15 protein-coding genes are annotated in these 18,559 nt (G+C 64.4%); 9 read left to right on the forward strand and 6 right to left on the reverse strand.

Going from position 1 to position 18,559, the window contains the following annotated elements:
• Nucleotides 1-140: 140 nt before the first annotated feature.
• Complete coding sequence (locus E3U47_RS20725) at nt 141-713, reverse strand: LuxR C-terminal-related transcriptional regulator (RefSeq protein ID WP_134693477.1); 573 nt, start codon at nt 711-713, stop codon at nt 141-143.
• Nucleotides 714-854: 141 nt separating this feature from the next.
• On the opposite strand from E3U47_RS20725, the gene E3U47_RS20730 reads away from it, so the two are divergent.
• The 3 genes from E3U47_RS20730 (at nt 855) to E3U47_RS20740 (ending at nt 4,980) form a co-directional block, all read left to right on the forward strand.
• A complete protein-coding gene (locus E3U47_RS20730) occupies nt 855-2,033 on the forward strand; it encodes an acetyl-CoA acetyltransferase (protein ID WP_134693478.1) in 1,179 nt (392 codons plus the stop codon).
• A 3-nt stretch (nt 2,034-2,036) separates the two neighbouring features.
• Nucleotides 2,037-3,560, forward strand: coding sequence for a class I adenylate-forming enzyme family protein (locus tag E3U47_RS20735; protein ID WP_134693479.1), 1,524 nt, complete (start codon nt 2,037-2,039; stop codon nt 3,558-3,560).
• Nucleotides 3,561-3,642: 82 nt separating this feature from the next.
• Complete coding sequence (locus tag E3U47_RS20740) at nt 3,643-4,980, forward strand: MFS transporter (RefSeq protein WP_134693480.1); 1,338 nt, start codon at nt 3,643-3,645, stop codon at nt 4,978-4,980.
• 2 nt (nt 4,981-4,982) lie between these two features.
• Here the strand turns inward: E3U47_RS20740 and E3U47_RS20745 are convergent, their stop codons facing one another.
• Nucleotides 4,983-5,615: a glutathione S-transferase family protein gene (locus tag E3U47_RS20745; protein WP_134693481.1), complete on the reverse strand. Its 633-nt coding sequence runs from the start codon at nt 5,613-5,615 to the stop codon at nt 4,983-4,985.
• Nucleotides 5,616-5,699: 84 nt separating this feature from the next.
• Here E3U47_RS20745 and E3U47_RS20750 point away from each other — a divergent pair, with 84 nt between their 5' ends.
• The gene (locus E3U47_RS20750; RefSeq protein ID WP_134693482.1) at nt 5,700-6,752 is read left to right on the forward strand and encodes a pyruvate dehydrogenase; all 1,053 of its coding nucleotides are present in this window, start codon (nt 5,700-5,702) and stop codon (nt 6,750-6,752) included.
• A 173-nt stretch (nt 6,753-6,925) separates the two neighbouring features.
• Here the strand turns inward: E3U47_RS20750 and E3U47_RS20755 are convergent, their stop codons facing one another.
• Entirely contained in the window at nt 6,926-8,023 is a 1,098-nt protein-coding gene (locus tag E3U47_RS20755) for a mechanosensitive ion channel family protein (protein ID WP_134693483.1), read from the reverse strand.
• Between the two features lie 560 nt (nt 8,024-8,583).
• Between E3U47_RS20755 and E3U47_RS20760 the strand changes: the two genes are divergently transcribed.
• Both E3U47_RS20760 and E3U47_RS20765 read left to right on the forward strand, forming a co-directional pair.
• Nucleotides 8,584-9,219, forward strand: a complete 636-nt coding sequence (locus E3U47_RS20760) for a lytic polysaccharide monooxygenase auxiliary activity family 9 protein (protein ID WP_134693484.1) — start codon at nt 8,584-8,586, stop codon at nt 9,217-9,219.
• A gap of 37 nt (nt 9,220-9,256) precedes the next feature.
• Nucleotides 9,257-10,303 carry a chitinase gene (locus tag E3U47_RS20765; protein WP_134693485.1) on the forward strand — a complete coding sequence of 349 codons (1,047 nt, stop codon included), beginning with the start codon at nt 9,257-9,259 and terminating at the stop codon, nt 10,301-10,303.
• 120 nt (nt 10,304-10,423) lie between these two features.
• On the opposite strand, the gene E3U47_RS20770 is transcribed toward E3U47_RS20765, so the two are convergent.
• Complete coding sequence (locus E3U47_RS20770) at nt 10,424-11,308, reverse strand: LysR family transcriptional regulator (protein WP_134693486.1); 885 nt, start codon at nt 11,306-11,308, stop codon at nt 10,424-10,426.
• Nucleotides 11,309-11,417: 109 nt separating this feature from the next.
• Between E3U47_RS20770 and E3U47_RS20775 the strand changes: the two genes are divergently transcribed.
• Both E3U47_RS20775 and E3U47_RS20780 read left to right on the forward strand, forming a co-directional pair.
• The gene (locus E3U47_RS20775) at nt 11,418-12,338 is read left to right on the forward strand and encodes an amidohydrolase (RefSeq protein WP_134693487.1); all 921 of its coding nucleotides are present in this window, start codon (nt 11,418-11,420) and stop codon (nt 12,336-12,338) included.
• Between the two features lie 9 nt (nt 12,339-12,347).
• Nucleotides 12,348-13,235 carry an oxaloacetate decarboxylase gene (locus tag E3U47_RS20780; protein ID WP_134693488.1) on the forward strand — a complete coding sequence of 296 codons (888 nt, stop codon included), beginning with the start codon at nt 12,348-12,350 and terminating at the stop codon, nt 13,233-13,235.
• Between the two features lie 53 nt (nt 13,236-13,288).
• Here the strand turns inward: E3U47_RS20780 and cydB are convergent, their stop codons facing one another.
• Complete coding sequence (gene cydB / locus E3U47_RS20785) at nt 13,289-14,296, reverse strand: cytochrome d ubiquinol oxidase subunit II (protein WP_134693489.1); 1,008 nt, start codon at nt 14,294-14,296, stop codon at nt 13,289-13,291.
• Nucleotides 14,297-14,334: 38 nt separating this feature from the next.
• Nucleotides 14,335-15,741, reverse strand: coding sequence for a cytochrome ubiquinol oxidase subunit I (locus E3U47_RS20790; RefSeq protein ID WP_134693490.1), 1,407 nt, complete (start codon nt 15,739-15,741; stop codon nt 14,335-14,337).
• A 381-nt stretch (nt 15,742-16,122) separates the two neighbouring features.
• Here E3U47_RS20790 and E3U47_RS20795 point away from each other — a divergent pair, with 381 nt between their 5' ends.
• The gene (locus tag E3U47_RS20795; RefSeq protein ID WP_134693491.1) at nt 16,123-18,396 is read left to right on the forward strand and encodes an FdhF/YdeP family oxidoreductase; all 2,274 of its coding nucleotides are present in this window, start codon (nt 16,123-16,125) and stop codon (nt 18,394-18,396) included.
• Nucleotides 18,397-18,559 lie beyond the last annotated feature (163 nt).

Below are 18,559 nucleotides of genomic sequence, written 5' to 3' on the forward strand. Positions count from 1 at the left end.
ACGCGATTATAAAAGCCGGTTCGGCGTGTTCAACAGGTGGACGGGGTGATAGTGATCATCAGCGTGATCGATGAAACGGGCTGGATAGAGCATTGGGGTGAGGGTGAGCGGTGGGTGTCAGGGGGCAGCCCTGGGCGAACTCAACTGATGAAAATGATTTTCGACACCAGCTCCGCGCTGTTCTTGGCCTGTAGCTTCTTCATCAACCGCGCCCGATGCACCTCCACCGTGCGATGGGAAATCCCCAGTTCCCGCGCCACTTCCTTGCAGGTCAAGCCATTGACGATATGCAACGAAATCTCCCGCTCTCGCGGCGTCAATCGCACCGCTGGCGCCGGTTGCCGATCGAGCCGCTCGAAATGCCACACCATCAGCTTGAACGGGTCGTCCAGGGTCAAGGTGAAACCATGGGCGCGCGCCCAGAACACCTCGCCATTGCGATGCTGCATGAAGCGCTCATCGGTATAGAAGGCCCCCGGGCCGGTCTTCAACCAGTGCTCGCTGCGTTCGCCGATACTCTGGTAATCCGCATGGGAGGGGTACAGCAGCAAGGTCAGGTTGCCGCGCAGTGCCTCCCGCTCATAACCGAACAACCGCACGAAGGCCTGGTTGCAATCGAGCATGCGCCGATGGGCGGTGACCATCTGTGGGGCCGGAGAGGCCTGGAACGCCATGCGCTCGAGGTCCTGCAGGGGAAGGGTGTCGACAGTCATCGGGCGTCCTGCCTCGGTGCTTGGGGTCATGCCGGATAGCGCCCACTACTTACTCACGTACGTAGTTGCCCCAACTAGCCTGGGGTTCGGCCGCTGGCCCATTGTAGGGAATACTCGCTTCAAGGACAGAAGAATATCACCATGTTCCATGATTCAGTCTCCATCGTCGCGGCTGCGCACAGCCAGTTCGGTCGCCTGGAAGGGCAAAACCTCGAAGACCTGATTGTCCAGGTCACCCGCGACGCCCTCGCGGACGGCGCAATCGACGCCGATGAGATCGACGCGCTGTTTCTCGGCCACTTCAATTCGGGCCTGGTAGCCGACGGTTTCCCGGCGTCGCTGATGCTGCAAGCCGACCCGCGACTGCGCTTCAAACCCGCCAGCCGCTGTGAAAACGCCTGCGCCTCTGGTGCGGCGGCAATCCAGGCGGGCATCAATGCCATCCGCAGCGGCGCCGCCGAACTGGTGCTGGTGGTCGGCGCGGAGAAAATGACCAGCAACAGCACCGCTGAAGTCACTCAGGCCCTGGCCGGGGCTGGCTACCAGCACGGCCTGGATGAAACCGGGCTGAGCTTCCCCCAGTTGTTCGGCCAGGTGGCGCAGCAATATACCGAACGCTATCACAGCCCGCTGGCGTCGATGGCGGCGATTGCGGTGAAGAACCACGCCAATGCCATGGCCAACCCGCTGGCGCAGATGCACCGGGTGATGGATTTCGAACACTGCAACAACGTGTCGCCGAGCAATCCGCTGATCGCGCCGCCGTTGCGCCTGACCGATTGCTCGCTGATCAGCGACGGCGCGGCGGCGATCATTCTCGCTTCGCCCAAGCGTGCTCGCATCATGCGTCGGCAGGTGGCGATCCGCGCGATGAACCACGTGAATGATTTCCTGCCGCTGGCGCGACGCGACGTGCTGGCCTTCGAGGGACCGCAGCGGGCGATCCATGGTGCTCTGCGCGAGGCGGGAGTGACCCTGAACGACCTGAGCTTCGCCGAGGTGCACGACTGCTTCACCATCGCCGAGCTGCTGATCTACGAGGCCATGGGCCTGGCGCCGCGTGGCGAGGGGCACCGCGCGCTGGACGACGGCATCGTGCGCCAGGGCGGGCGCTTGCCGGTGAACCTGTCGGGTGGGCTCAAGGCCAAGGGCCATCCGGTCGGGGCCACGGGGGTGTCGATGCATGCCCTGGGCTTTGCCCAACTGACGGGCCGGCCTATCGGCCTGGGCGTGCCGGCGGCGGAATTCGGCTTGCTGTTCAACATGGGCGGCATGGCCGTGGCCAACTATGCCAGCGTGTTGCAGGCGGTGCGGGTATAGACCATGAATATCGCCCATTGGCTGCTTGACGCGGCGCAACGTTGGCCCGCTCGCCCGGCGCTGTTCGAAGGCACCCGCCAGGTCGCCGACTACCAGGGGTTCGCCGCCCGGGTCAGGGCTCGGGCCCTGGAGCTGCGCCAGGTTCACGGCATCGCGCCGGGCCAGCGGGTGGCGCTGCTGATGAAGAACAGCTGCGGCTACCTCGAACTGCTCTACGCCATTTGGTGGAGCGGAGCGGTGGCGGTGCCGATCAACAGTAAGTTGCACGCCCTGGAGGCCGCCTGGATTGCCGGCAATGCCGGGGCGCGTCTGATCTACACCGACGACGGCGCCGTCTTCGATGCCCTTCCTGACGACTGCCGTGAGCTGGCGGCGCCTACCCAGGACGCGGCAGTGGCGGGTGACCAGCTGTTGGCGCCGCACCCGTGCCTGGATGCCGACCTGGCCTGGCTGTTCTACACCTCTGGCACCACCGGGCGCTCCAAGGGGGTGATGCTGTCCCATGGCAACCTGGTGGCAATGTCACTGTGCTATCCGCTGGACGTCGACCCGGTGGCGGCCGACGATGCCGTGGTCTATGCCGCGCCGATGTCCCACGGTGCTGGCCTGTACAACTTCATCCATGTGCGCTGCGGCGCCCGGCACGTGGTGCCCGAGTCGCGCGGTTTCCAGGCCGAGGAGCTGTTCGAGCTGGCCCAGGCGCTGGGCCAGGTGAGCCTGTTCGCGGCGCCGACCATGGTCAAGCGCATGGTCGAACAAGCCCGCCGCCAGGGCTATACCGGCGAAGGCATCAAGACCATCGTCTACGGTGGCGGCCCGATGTACCTGGCTGACCTGGACCAGGCCCTCGACACCTTTGGCCCACGGCTGGTGCAGATCTACGGTCAGGGCGAGTGCCCGATGACCATCACTGCCTTGTCCCGCGCGCGCATTGCCGACCGCAGCCAAGCGGATTGGTCGACCGTCGCCGCCTCGGTGGGCCGCGCCCAGTCTTGCGTTGAGGTGCGCGTGCTCGATGCTGCCGGCGAACCCCTGGCGCCCGGCCAGGCCGGTGAGATTGCCGTGCGCGGCGCGGCGGTGATGCAGGGCTATTGGGCCAACCCGCAGGCCAGCGCGGCCACCCTGGTGGATGGCTGGCTGCGCACCGGCGATATCGGTTGCCTGGATGCCCAGGGCTACCTCACACTCACCGACCGCAGCAAGGACGTGATCATCTCTGGCGGCAGCAACATCTATCCTCGAGAAGTCGAGGAGGTGTTGATGCAGCACCCCGAGGTGTTCGAAGCCTGTGTGGTGGGCGAGCCCGACGCCGAGTGGGGCGAATCGGTGGTGGCCTTCGTGGTCTCACGTTCACCCGCCAGCCTCGATGCCCAGATGCTGAACCAGTGGTTCCTGGCGCGCATGGCTTCGTTCAAGAAACCGAAGAAGTACCTGTTCTGTGCCGAGCTGCCGAAGAACAGCTACGGCAAGATCTTGAAAACCCGCCTGCGCCAGTGGTTGCAGGACCCGACCAAGCCCTTGGCGTAGTGCGGTGTTTCACCAATACAACCCCACACCAATGCTGAACCGCTGCATTTTCATGGACAGTTTCACGACAGGAGTTCCCGTGATGGGCATGTCACCTTCCAATACCCTGCGCCAGCGGCGCCGGGCGTTTCTCGGCGCCACCTCGGGCCACTTGATCGAGTGGTACGACTACGGCGTCTATGGCTTCCTGGCCTTGTACATCGGCAAGGCCTTCTTCGTCTCCGACGACCCCACCAGCAGCTTGCTGGCGAGCTTCGCGGCCTTTGCCCTGAGCTTCTTCATCCGCCCTCTGGGTGGGTTGTTCTTCGGCCCGCTGGCCGACAAGATCGGCCGGCGCAAGACGCTGGTCACGGTGCTGGTGATGATGGCCGGCTCGACCTTCCTGCTTGGGCTGCTGCCGACCTACGCCAGCATCGGTATCGCCGCGCCGATCATCCTGGTGCTGATCCGCTGCGTGCAGGGCTTCTCCGCCGGGGGTGAAATCGGCACCATCACCAGTTTCATCTCCGAGTACGCCGGCCCCGGGCGGCGGGGCTTCGCCACCTGCTGGCTGATGGTGACCGCGGTGCTGGGCCTGGTGCTGGGCGGGGTGGTGGCCAACGGCATGACCTGGATGCTCGGCGCCGAGCTGATGCAGGACTGGGGCTGGCGCATTCCGTTCCTGGTGGCCGGGCCGCTGGGCTTCATCTCGCTGTATATCCGCCTCAAGCTCGAAGACAGCCCGGAGTTCGTCGCCCTGGTCGAGGCCGGCCAGACCTCCAAGGCGCCGCTGCGCGAGGTGTGGCAGTGGAAGCGGGCGATTGCCCTGGTGTTCTTCATCATCACCTTGCACAGCTCGATCTTCTACCTGGTGCTGACTTTCGCCTCGACCTACATGTCCAACACCCTCAAGTTCGACAGCGGCACCACCTTGCTCTACGTGTTCGTCGCCAGCCTGTCGGCGGCGCTGGTGATGCCGTTCGGCGGCGCCTTCACCGACCGTTACGGGCGCAAGCCGTTCCTGATGGTGATCGGCGTGCTGGCGACCCTGGCCATGTACTGGTTCTTCAAGGCCGCGCCCAGTGCCACGCCGGCCACGCTGTTCTGGCCGCTGATGGCGGTGGCGATCCTGTTCGGGCTGTATGCATCGTCCACCTATGCGCTGATGAGCGAGCTGCTGCCCACGCGCATCCGCTCCACCGGCATTGCCGTGGCCTACAACATCCCGGTGGCCGCCTTCGGTGGCAGCGCGCCGTTGATCTCCACCTGGCTGATCAAGGTCACCGGTGATATCTCCGCGCCTTGGTACTTCTACGTGGCTACTGGGGTCGCCTCGCTGCTGGCGCTGTTGCTGCTGCGCAAGGAAGACTTCGTGGCCACCACCCATCGGGCCCAGGCGAGCGAACCGGCAGCGCAGTTGCTGGCCGAGCCCCAGGCTTGAGTTCAGGCGTAGCCGCCCGAGCGGGCCAGGCCAAGCCTGACCGCCGGGCGCTGGGCGATCTGCTCGAGCCAGTCGCGTACCTCGGGGAATGGCTGCAGGTCCAGGCCCAGTTCCTCGTGGCTGCGTAGCCAGGTGAACAGGGCGATGTCGGCGATGCTGTAGCGTTCGCCGGCAATGAATGGCCGCTCGGCCAACTGCTGCTCGACCACGCCATACAAGCGCAACGCCTCGCGGGTGTAGCGCTGCAGCGCCTCGCGGTTGTCGCTGGTCGAGCCGTGGCGGAACCACCAGAGCTGCCCGAGCATGGGGCCGACGCTGGCGATCTGGAAACACAACCATTGCTGCACGACGCGCTGTTCATCGGCGCTGTCGCCTGCCAGCGCGCCTTGCCGTTCGGCGAGGTAGGTAAGGATCACTGCACTCTCGAACAGCACCAGGTCGCGGGTCTGGTCGACCAGCACCGGGATCTTGCCGTTCGGGTTCAGCCGCAGGAACTGCGGGGTCTTCTGCTCTCCCTTGTTCAGGTCGACGAAGGTCTGCCCATAGGCCAGGCCCAGCTCTTCCAGGGCAATCGAGATCTTCTGGCCGTTGGGGGTGTCGGCGGTGTACAGGTGCAGTGGCGCGGAGGTCTTCATCGGTGTTACCTTTTTGATTGCAATTGCAATCAGATTGCCTCATCCACCACGCCCGTGCAAGGGCGGTATCGGGAGGGACGCCCCATGGACACCCTGCATCTGCAACGCACGCAACACACCGGCCAGGCGGCAGCGGCCTGCCTGCGCAGCCTTGAACACACGGCCCTCGAGCCCGGTTCGCCACGCCGGGCGGCCCTCGGGCTGGTCGAGACACTGCGGCGCGATCAGCATAGCCACGGCCAGTTCTGGCTGATCGACGACCGCGCCGACCCCGAGCAACCGGGCCTGGCCATCAGTGCCTGGCCGTTGTGGTTCAGCGACAGCGCGCGCAACGATGAGCGGCCACTGTTCTACTTCACCCGCTCGGCCACCTCGGCCCACCTGGAGATGTTGACCGCGCAGACCGCCGATCGCGGCATCATCCTCAACGACATCGAGGCACTGCCTTCGCGCTGGGCCAAGGGCGCGCACCCCTGGTTACCCCTGTGGCTGGCTGCCAACTGGCACTGCTTGCCGTTCGATCCGGCCTGTGGGGCCGAGGCGCAGGCGATCATGGCCGGGGCGCTGCGCGAGTTCTACCTGGAGGGGCGCCCGGGTTTTTGCTACCTGACGTTGCACGATGCGCCGGATGAAACCCTCGATTGCGACCGCCGCGATGCCTACCGCGGCATGTACCGGCTGTGCGGCAGTGCTGCCCCGCAGGTGCGCTTGCTGGGGGCGGGGCAGATACTCCAGGAGGTTCGCGCCGCTGCCCGCCAGCTTGCCCAGGATTGGGGCGTGGCCTGCGAGGTGTGGAGCTGCCCCAGCTACACGCGCGTGGCCCGCGAGGCGGCGGCGGTACTGCGCTGGAACCGCAATCACCGGCAACACGCCGCGCGGCGTTCGCACCTGGAGGCGTGCCTGGGCAGCACAGGGGTGCCAGTGGTGGCGGTGACCGGCTACGACGCATTCGTGGTGAACCAGCTGGCCGCGCATGTCGATGCGCCGTTCACCGCGCTGGGGGCAGATACCTTGGCTTCTGGCCAGGGCCTGGGGCGCGACTGGATCACCTTCGTCGCCCTGCAGGCCCTGGCGCGTGAGGGTGTGGTTGGCACCCGCGACCTGCGCCGGGCGCTGCGCCAGTATGGCTTGGGCTGAAGGGGATGATTGCACCGCGCTACCGTGGCGCCTGGTTCGCCAGCAAGCTGGCTCCTACAAGGGGTGCCGGTCGCAGACGGCGTAGGAGCCGGCTTGCCGGCGAACACCGGCACAGCCGGTGCCATGCACCGCGTCGCCTGGTTCGCCAGGCCGCTACAGCGGTTGTGCCTTGCCTAGCCCAGATTCTGCATATTGGCCTGTTGCGGCAGGGCCGTGACCTTGATCGCCCGTACCGGCACGGCGAACTTGGCGCCAATCCGCGAGAAGCGCTCCAGCAGGCGGAAGTTGATGGCCTGCTGGATGTCCATGTACAGGTTGTAGCCGGGGTCCTTGACGATGTACACGCACTCGAACTCCAGCGCTTCCTTGCCAAAGCCGCGCAAGTGGGCGCGGTCGAAGCGCACCTGGTCCTGGGCCTTGATCGCCTCCTCGACGATGCCCGGGGCTTTTTTCACCGCCTCGGTGGGGGTGTCGTAGGACAGGCCGAACTCGAAGACGATCCGCCGTTCCTGCAGGCGCTTGTAGTTCTGGATAGTGCTGCCGATCATGCTGGCATTAGCCATGACGATCTGCTCGCCGCCCAGGCTGCGGATGCGCGTGGTCTTCAGGCCAACGTGTTCGACGCTGCCGGCCAGTGGACCGATGACGATGAAGTCGCCGACTTCGAAGGGCTTGTCCACGGCAATCGACAACGAGGCGAACAGGTCGCCGAGGATATTCTGCACCGCCAGCGCCACGGCGATGCCGCCCACGCCGAGGCTGGCGACGAAGGCGGTGATGTTCACCCCCAGGTTCGACAGCATCGCCAGCAGCACCACCGACCACAGCAGCACCCGTGCGCCCCAGGCCGACAGGGTGGCCAGGGCGCTGCCCTGGTTCAAGCCGGCGCTGCGCTGGCGGCTGAAGTAGCGGCTCAGGCCCAGGCCGATGGCGCGGTTGGCCCACAGCCCAATCTGCAGCGCGGCGACCACGAACCACAGGCTGCCGACCCGGTTCAGCCAGCGCTCGGGCAGGTCGAGCATGCCCAGACCCACCAGCAGCGAGGCGAGTAGCAGCAAGCCGTTGCTGGTGCCGGCCAGGACCTTGGCCAGCACCTGGCTCATGGCGCCGTCATGCTCCGACCAGCGTTGCACCCGCCGCCGCAGCAAACCAATGGCCGCGCGGGCGATGACGAAGGTCAGCAGGGCGGCGCCCAGCGCCAGTAGCAGGTTGAGGATGGAGATACCGAATAGCGTGGTGTCGGTGAAAAAGCGGGTGATGCGATCGTTCATGTGGCGTGCCTCCTGGTTGCCGGTAATGATTGCGCAAGGTGCGGTTGCTGGGCGTCACGCGCAGGTCTCGGGTCGAACGGATTTCATCTCCCACGCATGCAGCACAATGAATCAACCGTCGGATTGCTCCTCAGGCGGGACCTGGCCCTCGGGCCAGGCGGGGCTGGCAGCTCGGGTTCAGGCTTGGGCACCGGCTCGCCGGGGGCGTGGGGGCTTCATCGACGTAGGGATCGGGTTGCTGGGGGCATGGCGCGCTCCTTCGAGGTAGCTGACCTGCGTTAGGCCTTGGGCCGGGCGCGCCTGTTCAATCCGATTTTCCCAGAGGATGCGTGGATCGGCCGCGACATCGGCAGGTATCCCCTTGGCATGTAGGACTTTCGCTTCAGCGCGAGTCAGTGAATGCTATCAATACTGTATAAATATCCAGTATTTGCTGGAGATGCGCGCATCAGGGGGCTGGCGGCCCCAAAAGCACCCCGTGGACAGAAAAACCAGCTCGGTTAGGGTGAAGGCCTCTCCTTTGGAAAGGGAGAGTTCTCAAACTCAATGGAGCAATACCCATGAACAAACCACAAACCCAAGGCCCACTGCGTCACGGTCGTGTCACCACCCCAGCCTCCCGCGGCATGGTCGCCATCGATCTCGGTGTACTGAGCGGTTGGCAGGTCGATGAAATGGAAGGCGGCAAGAATTTCCCGGCCCTGGCCGCCGGTCCGTTCCCCGCGCCGTTCCAAACCGACAACCCCAGCGTCGCGCCACCGGCCGATGGCTACATCCTCAGCGGCGGCAAGGCCGACGCCCGCGACTGCGTCAACTTCACCGACGAGGAAATGAGCAAGAAGCTCAACCGTGCCTTCACCTGGCCGCTGATCAATGTCGACGCCGGGCAAGTGTTCAAGGTGACCTGGAGGTACACCGCGCCGCACACCACCCGCGGCTATCGCTGGCTGATCACCAAGGATGGCTGGGACCCGAAACAGCGCATCAGCCGCGCGCAACTCGACGCGCAACCCTTCGCCGAGGACTTCTACCCGCAGGTGCCGTACTACAGTCATGCCGGCGAGTTGAAGGCCAAGGTCGACCACGAAGTGAAGCTGCCGGCCAACAAGAAAGGCCGTCACGTCATCGTGCTGATGTGGATCGTCGCCAATACCGGCAACGCCTTCTACCAGGCCTTCGACGTCGACTTCCAGTAAGTCGACCCATCATCCATACGTTCTAAAGGATTGGAACATGGTAACTATTGACTTCACCCAGCACGCCTCGCGGCTGGACGATGCCGCCTCGCGCATGCCGAGCCTGGATGGCAAGAAGATCCTCATGGGTTATTGGCACAACTGGCCGGCCGGCCCTGCCGATGGCTACCAACGCGGGCAGTTCGCCAACATGAGCCTGGAGGAGGTACCGCGCGACTACAACGTGGTGGCGGTGGCTTTCATGAAAGGCAGCGGCATTCCGACCTTCAAGCCGTACAACCTGTCCGACGCCGAGTTCCGCCGCCAGGTGGGCGTGCTCAACAGCCAGGGCCGGGCGGTGCTGATGTCCCTGGGCGGCGCCGATGCGCATATCGCCTTGAACAAAGGACATGAGCAGCCATTGGCCAACGAAATCATTCGCTTGGTGGAAACCTACGGTTTCGATGGGCTGGACATCGATCTTGAACAGAGCGCGATTGATTTCGCCAGTAACAAGACCGTGTTGCCTGCCGCGCTGAAGCTGGTCAAGGACCACTACAAGGCCCAGGGCAAGCATTTCATCATCAGCATGGCGCCGGAGTTCCCCTACCTGACCAGCGCCGGGCGCTACGTCGACTACCTCAAGGCACTGGAGGGGTACTACGACTTCATTGCCCCGCAGTTCTACAACCAGGGTGGCGATGGGCTGTGGGTCGAGGAGGCCAACAATGGCCGCGGCGCCTGGATTGCCCAGAACAACGAGGCGCTGAAAGAGGACTTTCTCTTCTATCTCAGTGAAAGCCTGGCCACTGGCACCCGCGGCTTCACCCGGATTCCGGCCGACAAGCTGGTGATTGGCCTGCCGGCCAACGTTGACGCCGCAGCCACCGGCTATGTGAGCAACCCGACTGCGCTGACCAATGCGTTCAAGCGCCTGTATGCCAAAGGCGTGCAGATCAAGGGGCTGATGACCTGGTCGGTCAATTGGGACAGTGGGGTCAACAAGGACCACGTGCCTTACAACCAGGAGTTCAGCCGGCGCTATGGGCCGTTGATCAACGGCGCCAAGGCCGCCCAAGAGGGGGTGTCGGCCAGCGCCCGCTAGCCCTTGGCCGCAGCGGTGCCCGGCAGACGTGCCGGGTGCCCGTTGCGCAACTGGCCTGCCATGACAATCCGCTGCCGCGAGGCAGCGGATTGTTTCACGTTGGGCACGGCGGCGCTGCGCTCATGGCTCGAACAGCAGTTCGGCAAAGTGATCGGCCATGCTCACGCGGGACTGCGCCGGCCAGATGGCGCTGAGCTCGAAGTGCGGCAGGTCGGCGCCGTCGCGGATCTGGCTGTAGCGAGTGCCTTCGAAATGCAGGGCTTGCACCGTGGCCGGCAGCAGCGAGACACCACGCCCGGCGGCGACATAGGCCACCACCGTCAGGGTGCGGTTGGCTTCCTGGATGATCTCGATGGGGTGGCCTTGGCGGCGGAAGGTGCTGAGGATCGCGTTGCGGATCAGCGGCAACTGCTGTTCGGGGAACCACACCAGGCCAGTGGCCGCGAGCTGCGCCAGGCCGACCTTGCCATCCTCGCCCACAGGATAGTCGCTGGGCAGCACCGCGATCAGGGGGTCCTGGTTGATGCGTTGTTCGCGCATGTTGCCCTGGATCGACACCGGCGTATGCAGCAGGCCGATGTCGATTTCGCCGCGTTGCAGGGCCAGGGCCTGTTCAGCGTTGCTCATTTCGCGCAACACCATGTCGACGCCGGGGTGGCGTGCCTGCATACGGTCGAGGGCACGGGGCAGGGTGCCGAACAGTGCCGTGGACACGAAGCCGATGATCAGGCGCCCGGCGCGCTTGGCCCCGATGGCGCGGGCGCGCTGCGTGGCGGCGTCGATTCTGGCCAGGCTGGCGCGCAGGTCATCGATGATGGCGCTGGCCGCGGGGGTCAACACTGCGCCGCGGCGTGAGCGCTCGAACAACTTGACCCCAAGCTCCTTTTCCATGCGGACCAGGGCCTGGCTCAGGGCAGGCTGGGCGATATCCAGTTGTTCGGCGGCGCGGGTGATGCTGCCGCTGTCGGCAATCGCCAGGAAATAACGCAGATGTCGGGTTTCCATACGCTCACGTTATGTTTTTTGATCGTTCGCATAATAGATATCAATCCATGGTTTTCATAGGATGGCGCCATGGATTGGATCCAATGCCTTGGGCAGCAAGGAGCGTGTAATGGACAGGGACGTCGAGGTCACGAGCAGATCGCCGCTCGAAGCGGCAGGCGCCGATGGCGACGGCTTCGCCGATCGCTGGCATGCCGGCACGGACGTGTCGGTGAGCGCCATCGATGGTCATGCCCATGTCTTCGTGCAGGGCCTGCCTATGTTGCGCGAACGGCGTCATACACCCGACTACAGCGCCACGGTGGATGACTATGCGCGGCAACTGGCAGCGCAGCGAATTTCCCATGGAGTGCTGGTGCAGCCCAGTTTTCTCGGTACCGACAATGCCTTCCTGCTGGGCATGCTGGCGCGTTACCCCAAGCGTTTTCGTGGAGTGGTGGTGGTTGAACCGGAAATCGCCGAGGCCCGGCTCGAGGCCTTGGCCAGCTGCGGTGTGGTCGGTGTGCGCCTGAACCTGCTGGGCACCGCGTTGCCAGACCTGGCGCAGCCGTCCTGGCAGCGCTTCATGGCACGGATCAAGGCGCTGGACTGGCATATCGAAGTGCAGCGTCAGGCTGCGGACCTGCCCTATCTGCTCAACGCCATGCTGCGCAGTGGCTGCAAGGTGGTGGTCGATCACTTCGGCCGTCCAGAGCCCCGGCAGGGCACCGCCGACCCAGGTTTCCAATACCTGTTGGGCCAGGGCGACAGCGGCCAGGTGTGGGTCAAGTTGTCTGGGGCCTATCGCTGCGCAGCAACGCATGCCGACCCTGCCGGGCAGGCGTTCGGCGAGCGCGCCAGCGGCTTGTTACTGCAGGCCTTCTCCAGCTCGCGGCTGCTCTGGGGCAGCGACTGGCCACATACCCAGCACCGCCGGTGGGTCGATTTCGCCGCCGCGAAAGCGTCCCTGGCGCAGTGGGTGCCGGACCCGCTGGCGCGCTTGAATGTGTTGCGCCACACCGCCCAGGGCCTGTTCAAGTTCTCTCAATGAGGTGTTTCCATGACTGATTCAAGCATGCAGCGCAGAGCCGCGTTCCGCCGTCAGGTCGAAGCACGCCAGGGGCTGCTGGTAGCCGGCGTGTTCAATGCCCTGAGCGCTCGGATTGCCAGTGATGTCGGCTTCCAGGCCTTGTATCTGAGCGGTGCCGGCGTCACCAACATGTCGCTGGGCCTGCCCGACCTGGGGTTCGTTGGCCTGGACGAGATGGCGGCCCATGCGGCCCGGGTGCGCGACAGCGTCGCGCTGCCCTTGATCGTCGATGCCGATACCGGCTTCGGCAATGCCCTGAACGTGCGTCATGCGGTGCGGGTCCTGGAGCGCAGCGGAGCGGACGCGATCCAGTTCGAAGATCAGGTACTGCCGAAGAAATGCGGGCATTTCGACGACAAGGCAGTGATCAGTTGCGAAGAGATGGTCGGTAAGCTAAAGGCCGCGGTTTATGCTCGCGAAGACCCGAACCTGATGATCATCGCGCGGACCGATGCTGGCGCCGTGGAAGGCATGACTTGCGCAGTCGAGCGTGCCCATCGCTATGCGCAGGCTGGAGCTGACATCCTGTTCATCGAAGCCACCGAGCGCCTGGAGGATGTCCATCGCCTGCCAGGGCTGTTCCGCACGCCGAGTTTGATCAACATCGTCATTGGCGGCAAGACGCCGGTGTTGGGCCGTGCCGAGCTCGCCACACTGGGTTACGGTATGGTGCTGTACGCCAATGCTGGCCTGCAGGGGGCCGTGCTGGGCCTGCAACGTGCATTGACGGGCTTGTTCGAGCAAGGGCGCCTGGACGAGGACCCTGCCCTGGTGGTGTCGTTCGCCGAGCGCCAGCGGTTGTTGGACAAGTCCCGCTTCGACCGGCTTGAGCGCGCGTATGCCGTGCATGCCCAATAGCAGGCACGCCCTGGGTAGCGGGGATGGTACATCCAGGACGATGCCCCAGGCTCTCAGTGATACCCGTCGCCCACCTTCACCTTGCCCCTGAACACGTAGTAGCTCCAGGCGGTGTACACGAGGATGAACGGCAGGATGAACAGCGCGCCGATCAAGGCGAACAACTGGCTGGCGAGCGGTGACGCCGCCTGCCAGATGGACACCGTCGGCGGGATGATATTGGGCCAGATGCTGATGCCCAGGCCGCTGTAGCCTAGGAAGATGATCAGCAGGGTCAACAGGAATGGTGAAGCGGTGGCCCGGTGCGCCAGGGTGGTGAGGGTGCTGATGAAGCAGAACAGCAGCAGCAGTGGCACCGGTAGGAAGTAGAACAGGTTGGGCAGGCTGAACCAGCGCTGGGCGATCTCTGGGTGGGCCAGCGGTGTCCACAGACTGATCACCGCGATGGCGCCCAGCAGGCCCCAGATGAAATACGACGAATAGCGGTACATCTCCTCCTGCAGGCGGCCTTCGGTCTTCATGATCAGCCAGGTACTGCCCAGCTGCGCGTAGGCCAGCAGCAGGGCGAAGCCGCAGAACAGCGGGAATGGCCGCAGCCAGTCGAGCGAGCCACCAGCGTACAGGTTGTTGGCCACCGGGATGCCGTCGAGGAAGGCACCCAACGCCACGCCCTGGCTGAAAGTGGCGACGATCGAGCCGCCGATGAAGGCTTTGTCCCACCAGTGACGGTTGCGCTCGCTGGCCTTGAAGCGGAACTCGAAGGCTACTCCACGGAAGATCAGCCCCAGCAGCATCAGCACCAGGGGCAGGTACAGGGCGCTGAGGATCACCGAATAGGCCAGCGGAAACGCCCCGAACAGGCCGGCACCGCCCAGCACCAGCCAGGTCTCGTTGCCGTCCCACACCGGAGCCACGGTGTTCATCATCACGTCGCGCTCGTCCTTGTCCTTGATCGCCAGGAAAAGTATGCCGATCCCCAGGTCGAAGCCATCCATGATGACGTACATCATCACGCCAAAGATGATGATCAGTGCCCAGATCAAGGTGATATCGACGCCCATGGCTTTCGCTCCTCAGGTTGCAGTCGCCTGCGACAGGGTCAGTGATCGTCCGCCGCGGACAGGGGCCGGGCTGGGGTTTTCGCCTGGCCCGCGCCCCCGTCGACGGCGTGTTCGCCGGCATGTGGCTGCGGCCCCTTGTGCACCAGCTTGAGCATGTAGGCGATGCCGGTGCCGAACAGCACGAAATACACCAGCACGAACAGCGCCAGGCTGATGCTCATTTCGGCGGTGGTCAGCGGCGACACGGCATCCTTGGTACGCATCAGTCCATAGACCACCCACGGTTGTCGGCCCATTTCGGTGGTGACCCAACCGGCGATCAGGGCGATCAGGCCCGAGGGGCCCATCACCAGCATGAAGCGCAGGAACAGCGGCGAGCGGTGCAGCCTGTCGCCGCGGCGCAACCACAGGCTCCACAGCCCGGCGAGGATCATCAGCAGGCCCATGCTCACCATCAGCCGGAAGGTCCAGAAGATCACCGTGGAATTGGGCCGATCCTCGGGTGGGAACGACTTGAGCGCGGGGATCTGCCGATCGAGGCTGTGGGTCAAGATCAGGCTGCCCAGGTACGGCACCTCGATGGCGAAGTGGGTCTTCTCGGCCTGCATGTCCGGCCAGCCGGCGAGGATCAGCGGCGACGGTTCGCCCGGGACGTTTTCCCAGTGGCCCTCGATGGCGGCGATCTTCGCCGGTTGGTGCTCCAGGGTGTTCAAACCATGGGCATCGCCCACCAGGGCCTGGATCGGCGCTACCACCAGGGCCATCCAGCAGGCCATCGACAGCATGGTTCGCGCAGGCTCCAGGTGCTTGCCGCGCAACAAGTGCCAGGCACCGGAGGCACCGACGAAAAACGCCGTGGCGAGGAACGCGGCAATGGCCATGTGCGCCAGGCGGAACGGGAACGAAGGGTTGAAGATCACCGCCAGCCAGTCCACCGGCACCGCGCGGCCATCGATGATCGCGTGGCCCTGTGGCGTCTGCATCCAGCTGTTGGAGGAGAGGATCCAGAACGTCGAGATCAACGTGCCCAGCGCCACCATGGCGGTGGCGAACATGTGCAGGCCACGGCCCACCCGTTCCCAGCCAAACAGCATCACCCCGAGAAACCCGGCTTCGAGGAAGAACGCGGTCAACACCTCGTAGGTGAGCAACGGCCCGGTGATGCCACCGGCAAAGTAAGAGAACTGCGCCCAGTTGGTGCCGAACTGGTAAGCCATGACCAGCCCGGAAACCACGCCCATGCCGAAGTTCAGGGCGAAGATCTTTATCCAGAACATGTAAAGTTCACGGTAGACATCGCGCCCGGTCTTCAGCCAGAGCGCCTCGAGTACCGTGAGGTAACTGGCAAGGCCGATGGTAATGGCCGGGAAGATGATGTGCACCGCCACCGTGAAGGCGAACTGGATACGGGCCAGATCAAGCGCTGTGGAGCTGAATGTGTCCATGTGGTCTGTGCCTCACAGGGCGTTTTGCTACGCCGAGTTGTGATGGAGGCGCAACGAAAGATGAGCGGGCATCGATCCGTTGCCTTGACATGTCGAGGGGGTGTGGCTTGATTCTAGATCATGATTTTTGTAGCGGCGCAAACTTTTAAAGTTACGCCGCCCGGCTGTCGGCGGAAACTTTCCGGCGTTGTGTTTATCACGACAGGTTGTACGCTTGGCAATGGCTATTGCAACTTGTGATGCCCTAGGTCCCGCTAGAACAGCGGCTTATTACGCAACCAACTATTTATAGCCGATGCCTATAAATAGTTTAGGCGCTGTACGCAAAGCCTTGAGACGAAGGTCAGCCAAGGCTTTGCGTACAGCGCCCGAGGAGCGACCATGGCGACGCGACGCAAGGTACCCGGAGTACGCAACTACGATGGTCCGGCCGGTGGCTGGGGGGCTTTGAAGGCGACCGCGACGGCGGTGCGCGAGCAGATGGACACGCTCAAGGCGCCGTTGACCCTGATGCGCACCAACCAGCCGGACGGTTTCGACTGCCCAGGGTGCGCCTGGCCGGACAAGGAGCACAAGTCGACCTTCCAGTTTTGCGAGAACGGCGCCAAGGCGGTGACCTGGGAGGCGACCAACAAGCGCGTCACTCCCGAGTTCTTCGCCAACCACCCAGTGGCGACGTTGCTGCACCGCACCGATTACGAGCTGGAGGACCTTGGCCGGCTGACTCACCCGTTGGTCTACGACCACGCCAGCGACACCTACAAACCGGTGGAATGGGAGCAGGCCTTCGCCCGCATCGGCGAGATTCTCCGCGGGCTGGCGCCGAACCAGGTCGAGTTCTACACCTCCGGGCGCGCCTCCAACGAGGCAGCCTATCTGTACCAACTGTTCGCCCGGGCGCTGGGCACCAACAATTTCCCCGACTGCTCGAACATGTGCCATGAGCCGACCAGTGTCGGCCTGCCACGCTCCATCGGCATGGGCAAGGGTTCAGTGTCGCTGGACGATTTCGACGCGTGCGAGTTGGTTATCTCCATCGGCCACAACCCCGGCACCAACCACCCGAGGATGATGGGCACGCTGCACGAAGTGTCGCGGCGCAAGGTGCCGATCATGGTTCTCAACCCATTGCGCGAGCGGGCCCTGGAGCGCTTCGCCGATCCGCAGGACATGATCGAGATGGCCACCTATGGCTCCACCCGGATCGCCTCGACCTACCTGCAGGTCAAGGCTGGAGGCGACGCGGCGGCGATCAAGGGGGTGATGAAGGCGTTGCTGGAGATGGAGGACTCGGTCGGTCAGGTGCTCGATTTCGAATTCATCGCCCAGCACACCAACGGCTTCGAGGCGCTCAAGGCCGACCTGCTGGCAACCGCGTGGCCCGATATCGAACACGCCAGCGGCCTGGGCAAGGCCGAGATGGAGAAAGTGGCCGCGGCCTACGCCAAGTCCAACGCCACCATCGTCACCTACGGCATGGGTATCACCCAGCACAACGAAGGCACCGCCAACGTGCGGCTGATCTGCGACCTGCTGATGCTGCGCGGTAATATCGGCAAACCTGGTGCTGGCATCTGCCCGTTGCGCGGCCACTCCAATGTGCAGGGCAATCGCACGGTGGGCATCACGGAGAAGCCTGCGGCCGAATTTCTCGAGAAGATCGAGCAGGTGTTGGGTTTCAAACCGCCTGTCGAGCACGGACACGATTCGGTACAGGCCATGCAGGCAATGATTGCCGGCACGTCCAAGGCTCTGATCTGCCTGGGAGGCAACTTTGCCGTGGCCTTGCCCGACCCGGGCCAATGCTTCCCGGCGATGGGCAAGCTCGACCTGAGCGTCCACATTGGAACCAAGCTCAACCGTACGCACCTGCTGGTGGGCAAGGAAACCTACTTGTTCCCGTGCTTGGGGCGCACCGAACTGGATATGCAGAACGGCGAGCGCCAGGCGATTACCGTCGAGGACTCGATGTCGATGGTGCACGCCTCTGCCGGCAAACTGACCCCCGCGTCCGAGTTCCTGCGCTCGGAGCCGGCGATCATCGCCGGCATGGCCAACGCGACCTTGCCGGACAGCCTCGTGCCCTGGCTGGAGCTGGGCGCCGACTACGACAAGATCCGCGACCTGATCGAGAAAACCCTGCCAGGCTTCGACGACTACAACGCGCGCATCCGCGTGCCGGGCGGTTTCCGCATGCCGCTGCCGGCCACCGAGCGGATCTGGATGACGCCGTCGGGCAAGGCCGAGTTCTTCGTCTTCCCAGGCTTGCATGAGGACAAGGAGGTCGAGGGCGACGATGTGCTGCGCCTGATCACCTTGCGTAGCCATGACCAGTACAACACCACCATCTATGCCCTGGACGACCGCTATCGCGGCGTGTTCGGCCGCCGCGACGTGCTGTTCATGCACCCGGCGGACTTGGCGGCGCGTGGCCTGGCCCATGGCGACCTGGTGGACATCGAGACGGTCACCCACGGGCGTAAGATGCGCTACGAGCGGATCACCGCCATCGAGTACAAGATCTCGCCGGGATCGGTCGGTGCCTACTATCCCGAGGCCAACCAGCTGGTGCCGCTGGACTACATTGATGCGGACAGCGGCACGCCGTCGTACAAGTCGGTGCCGGTGCGGGTACTGCGCTCGGAGCTTAACTGAGAGGAGGGCGGTTGCAGCGGTTAGGGCAAGGCTGCAACCGCCAGCGCGGCGCCTGCGGGGAGACGTGCGGGGTGGCCAGTTGCACAAATCACGCCGCCTATTGGCGGCGCTTCTTGCGCTCATGCTACGTTGTCGCTCCTCGCCGTAGCTGGGCTAGTCTGGT

The sequence above is a fragment of the Pseudomonas sp. RIT623 genome (assembly GCF_004519305.1).
Taxonomy (GTDB): Bacteria; Pseudomonadota; Gammaproteobacteria; order Pseudomonadales; family Pseudomonadaceae; genus Aquipseudomonas.

Coding starts and splice junctions, on each gene's coding strand:
- E3U47_RS20780 (WP_134693488.1), top strand. CDS start 12,348: ATGACTGATTCAAGCATGCAGCGCAGAGCCGCGTTCCGCCGTCAGGTC.
- E3U47_RS20795 (WP_134693491.1), top strand. CDS start 16,123: ATGGCGACGCGACGCAAGGTACCCGGAGTACGCAACTACGATGGTCCG.
- E3U47_RS20740 (WP_134693480.1), top strand. CDS start 3,643: ATGGGCATGTCACCTTCCAATACCCTGCGCCAGCGGCGCCGGGCGTTT.
- E3U47_RS20735 (WP_134693479.1), top strand. CDS start 2,037: ATGAATATCGCCCATTGGCTGCTTGACGCGGCGCAACGTTGGCCCGCT.
- E3U47_RS20745 (WP_134693481.1), bottom strand. CDS start 5,615: ATGAAGACCTCCGCGCCACTGCACCTGTACACCGCCGACACCCCCAAC.
- E3U47_RS20755 (WP_134693483.1), bottom strand. CDS start 8,023: ATGAACGATCGCATCACCCGCTTTTTCACCGACACCACGCTATTCGGT.
- E3U47_RS20750 (WP_134693482.1), top strand. CDS start 5,700: ATGGACACCCTGCATCTGCAACGCACGCAACACACCGGCCAGGCGGCA.
- E3U47_RS20770 (WP_134693486.1), bottom strand. CDS start 11,308: ATGGAAACCCGACATCTGCGTTATTTCCTGGCGATTGCCGACAGCGGC.
- E3U47_RS20730 (WP_134693478.1), top strand. CDS start 855: ATGTTCCATGATTCAGTCTCCATCGTCGCGGCTGCGCACAGCCAGTTC.
- E3U47_RS20765 (WP_134693485.1), top strand. CDS start 9,257: ATGGTAACTATTGACTTCACCCAGCACGCCTCGCGGCTGGACGATGCC.
- E3U47_RS20775 (WP_134693487.1), top strand. CDS start 11,418: ATGGACAGGGACGTCGAGGTCACGAGCAGATCGCCGCTCGAAGCGGCA.
- E3U47_RS20725 (WP_134693477.1), bottom strand. CDS start 713: ATGACTGTCGACACCCTTCCCCTGCAGGACCTCGAGCGCATGGCGTTC.
- cydB (WP_134693489.1), bottom strand. CDS start 14,296: ATGGGCGTCGATATCACCTTGATCTGGGCACTGATCATCATCTTTGGC.
- E3U47_RS20760 (WP_134693484.1), top strand. CDS start 8,584: ATGAACAAACCACAAACCCAAGGCCCACTGCGTCACGGTCGTGTCACC.
- E3U47_RS20790 (WP_134693490.1), bottom strand. CDS start 15,741: ATGGACACATTCAGCTCCACAGCGCTTGATCTGGCCCGTATCCAGTTC.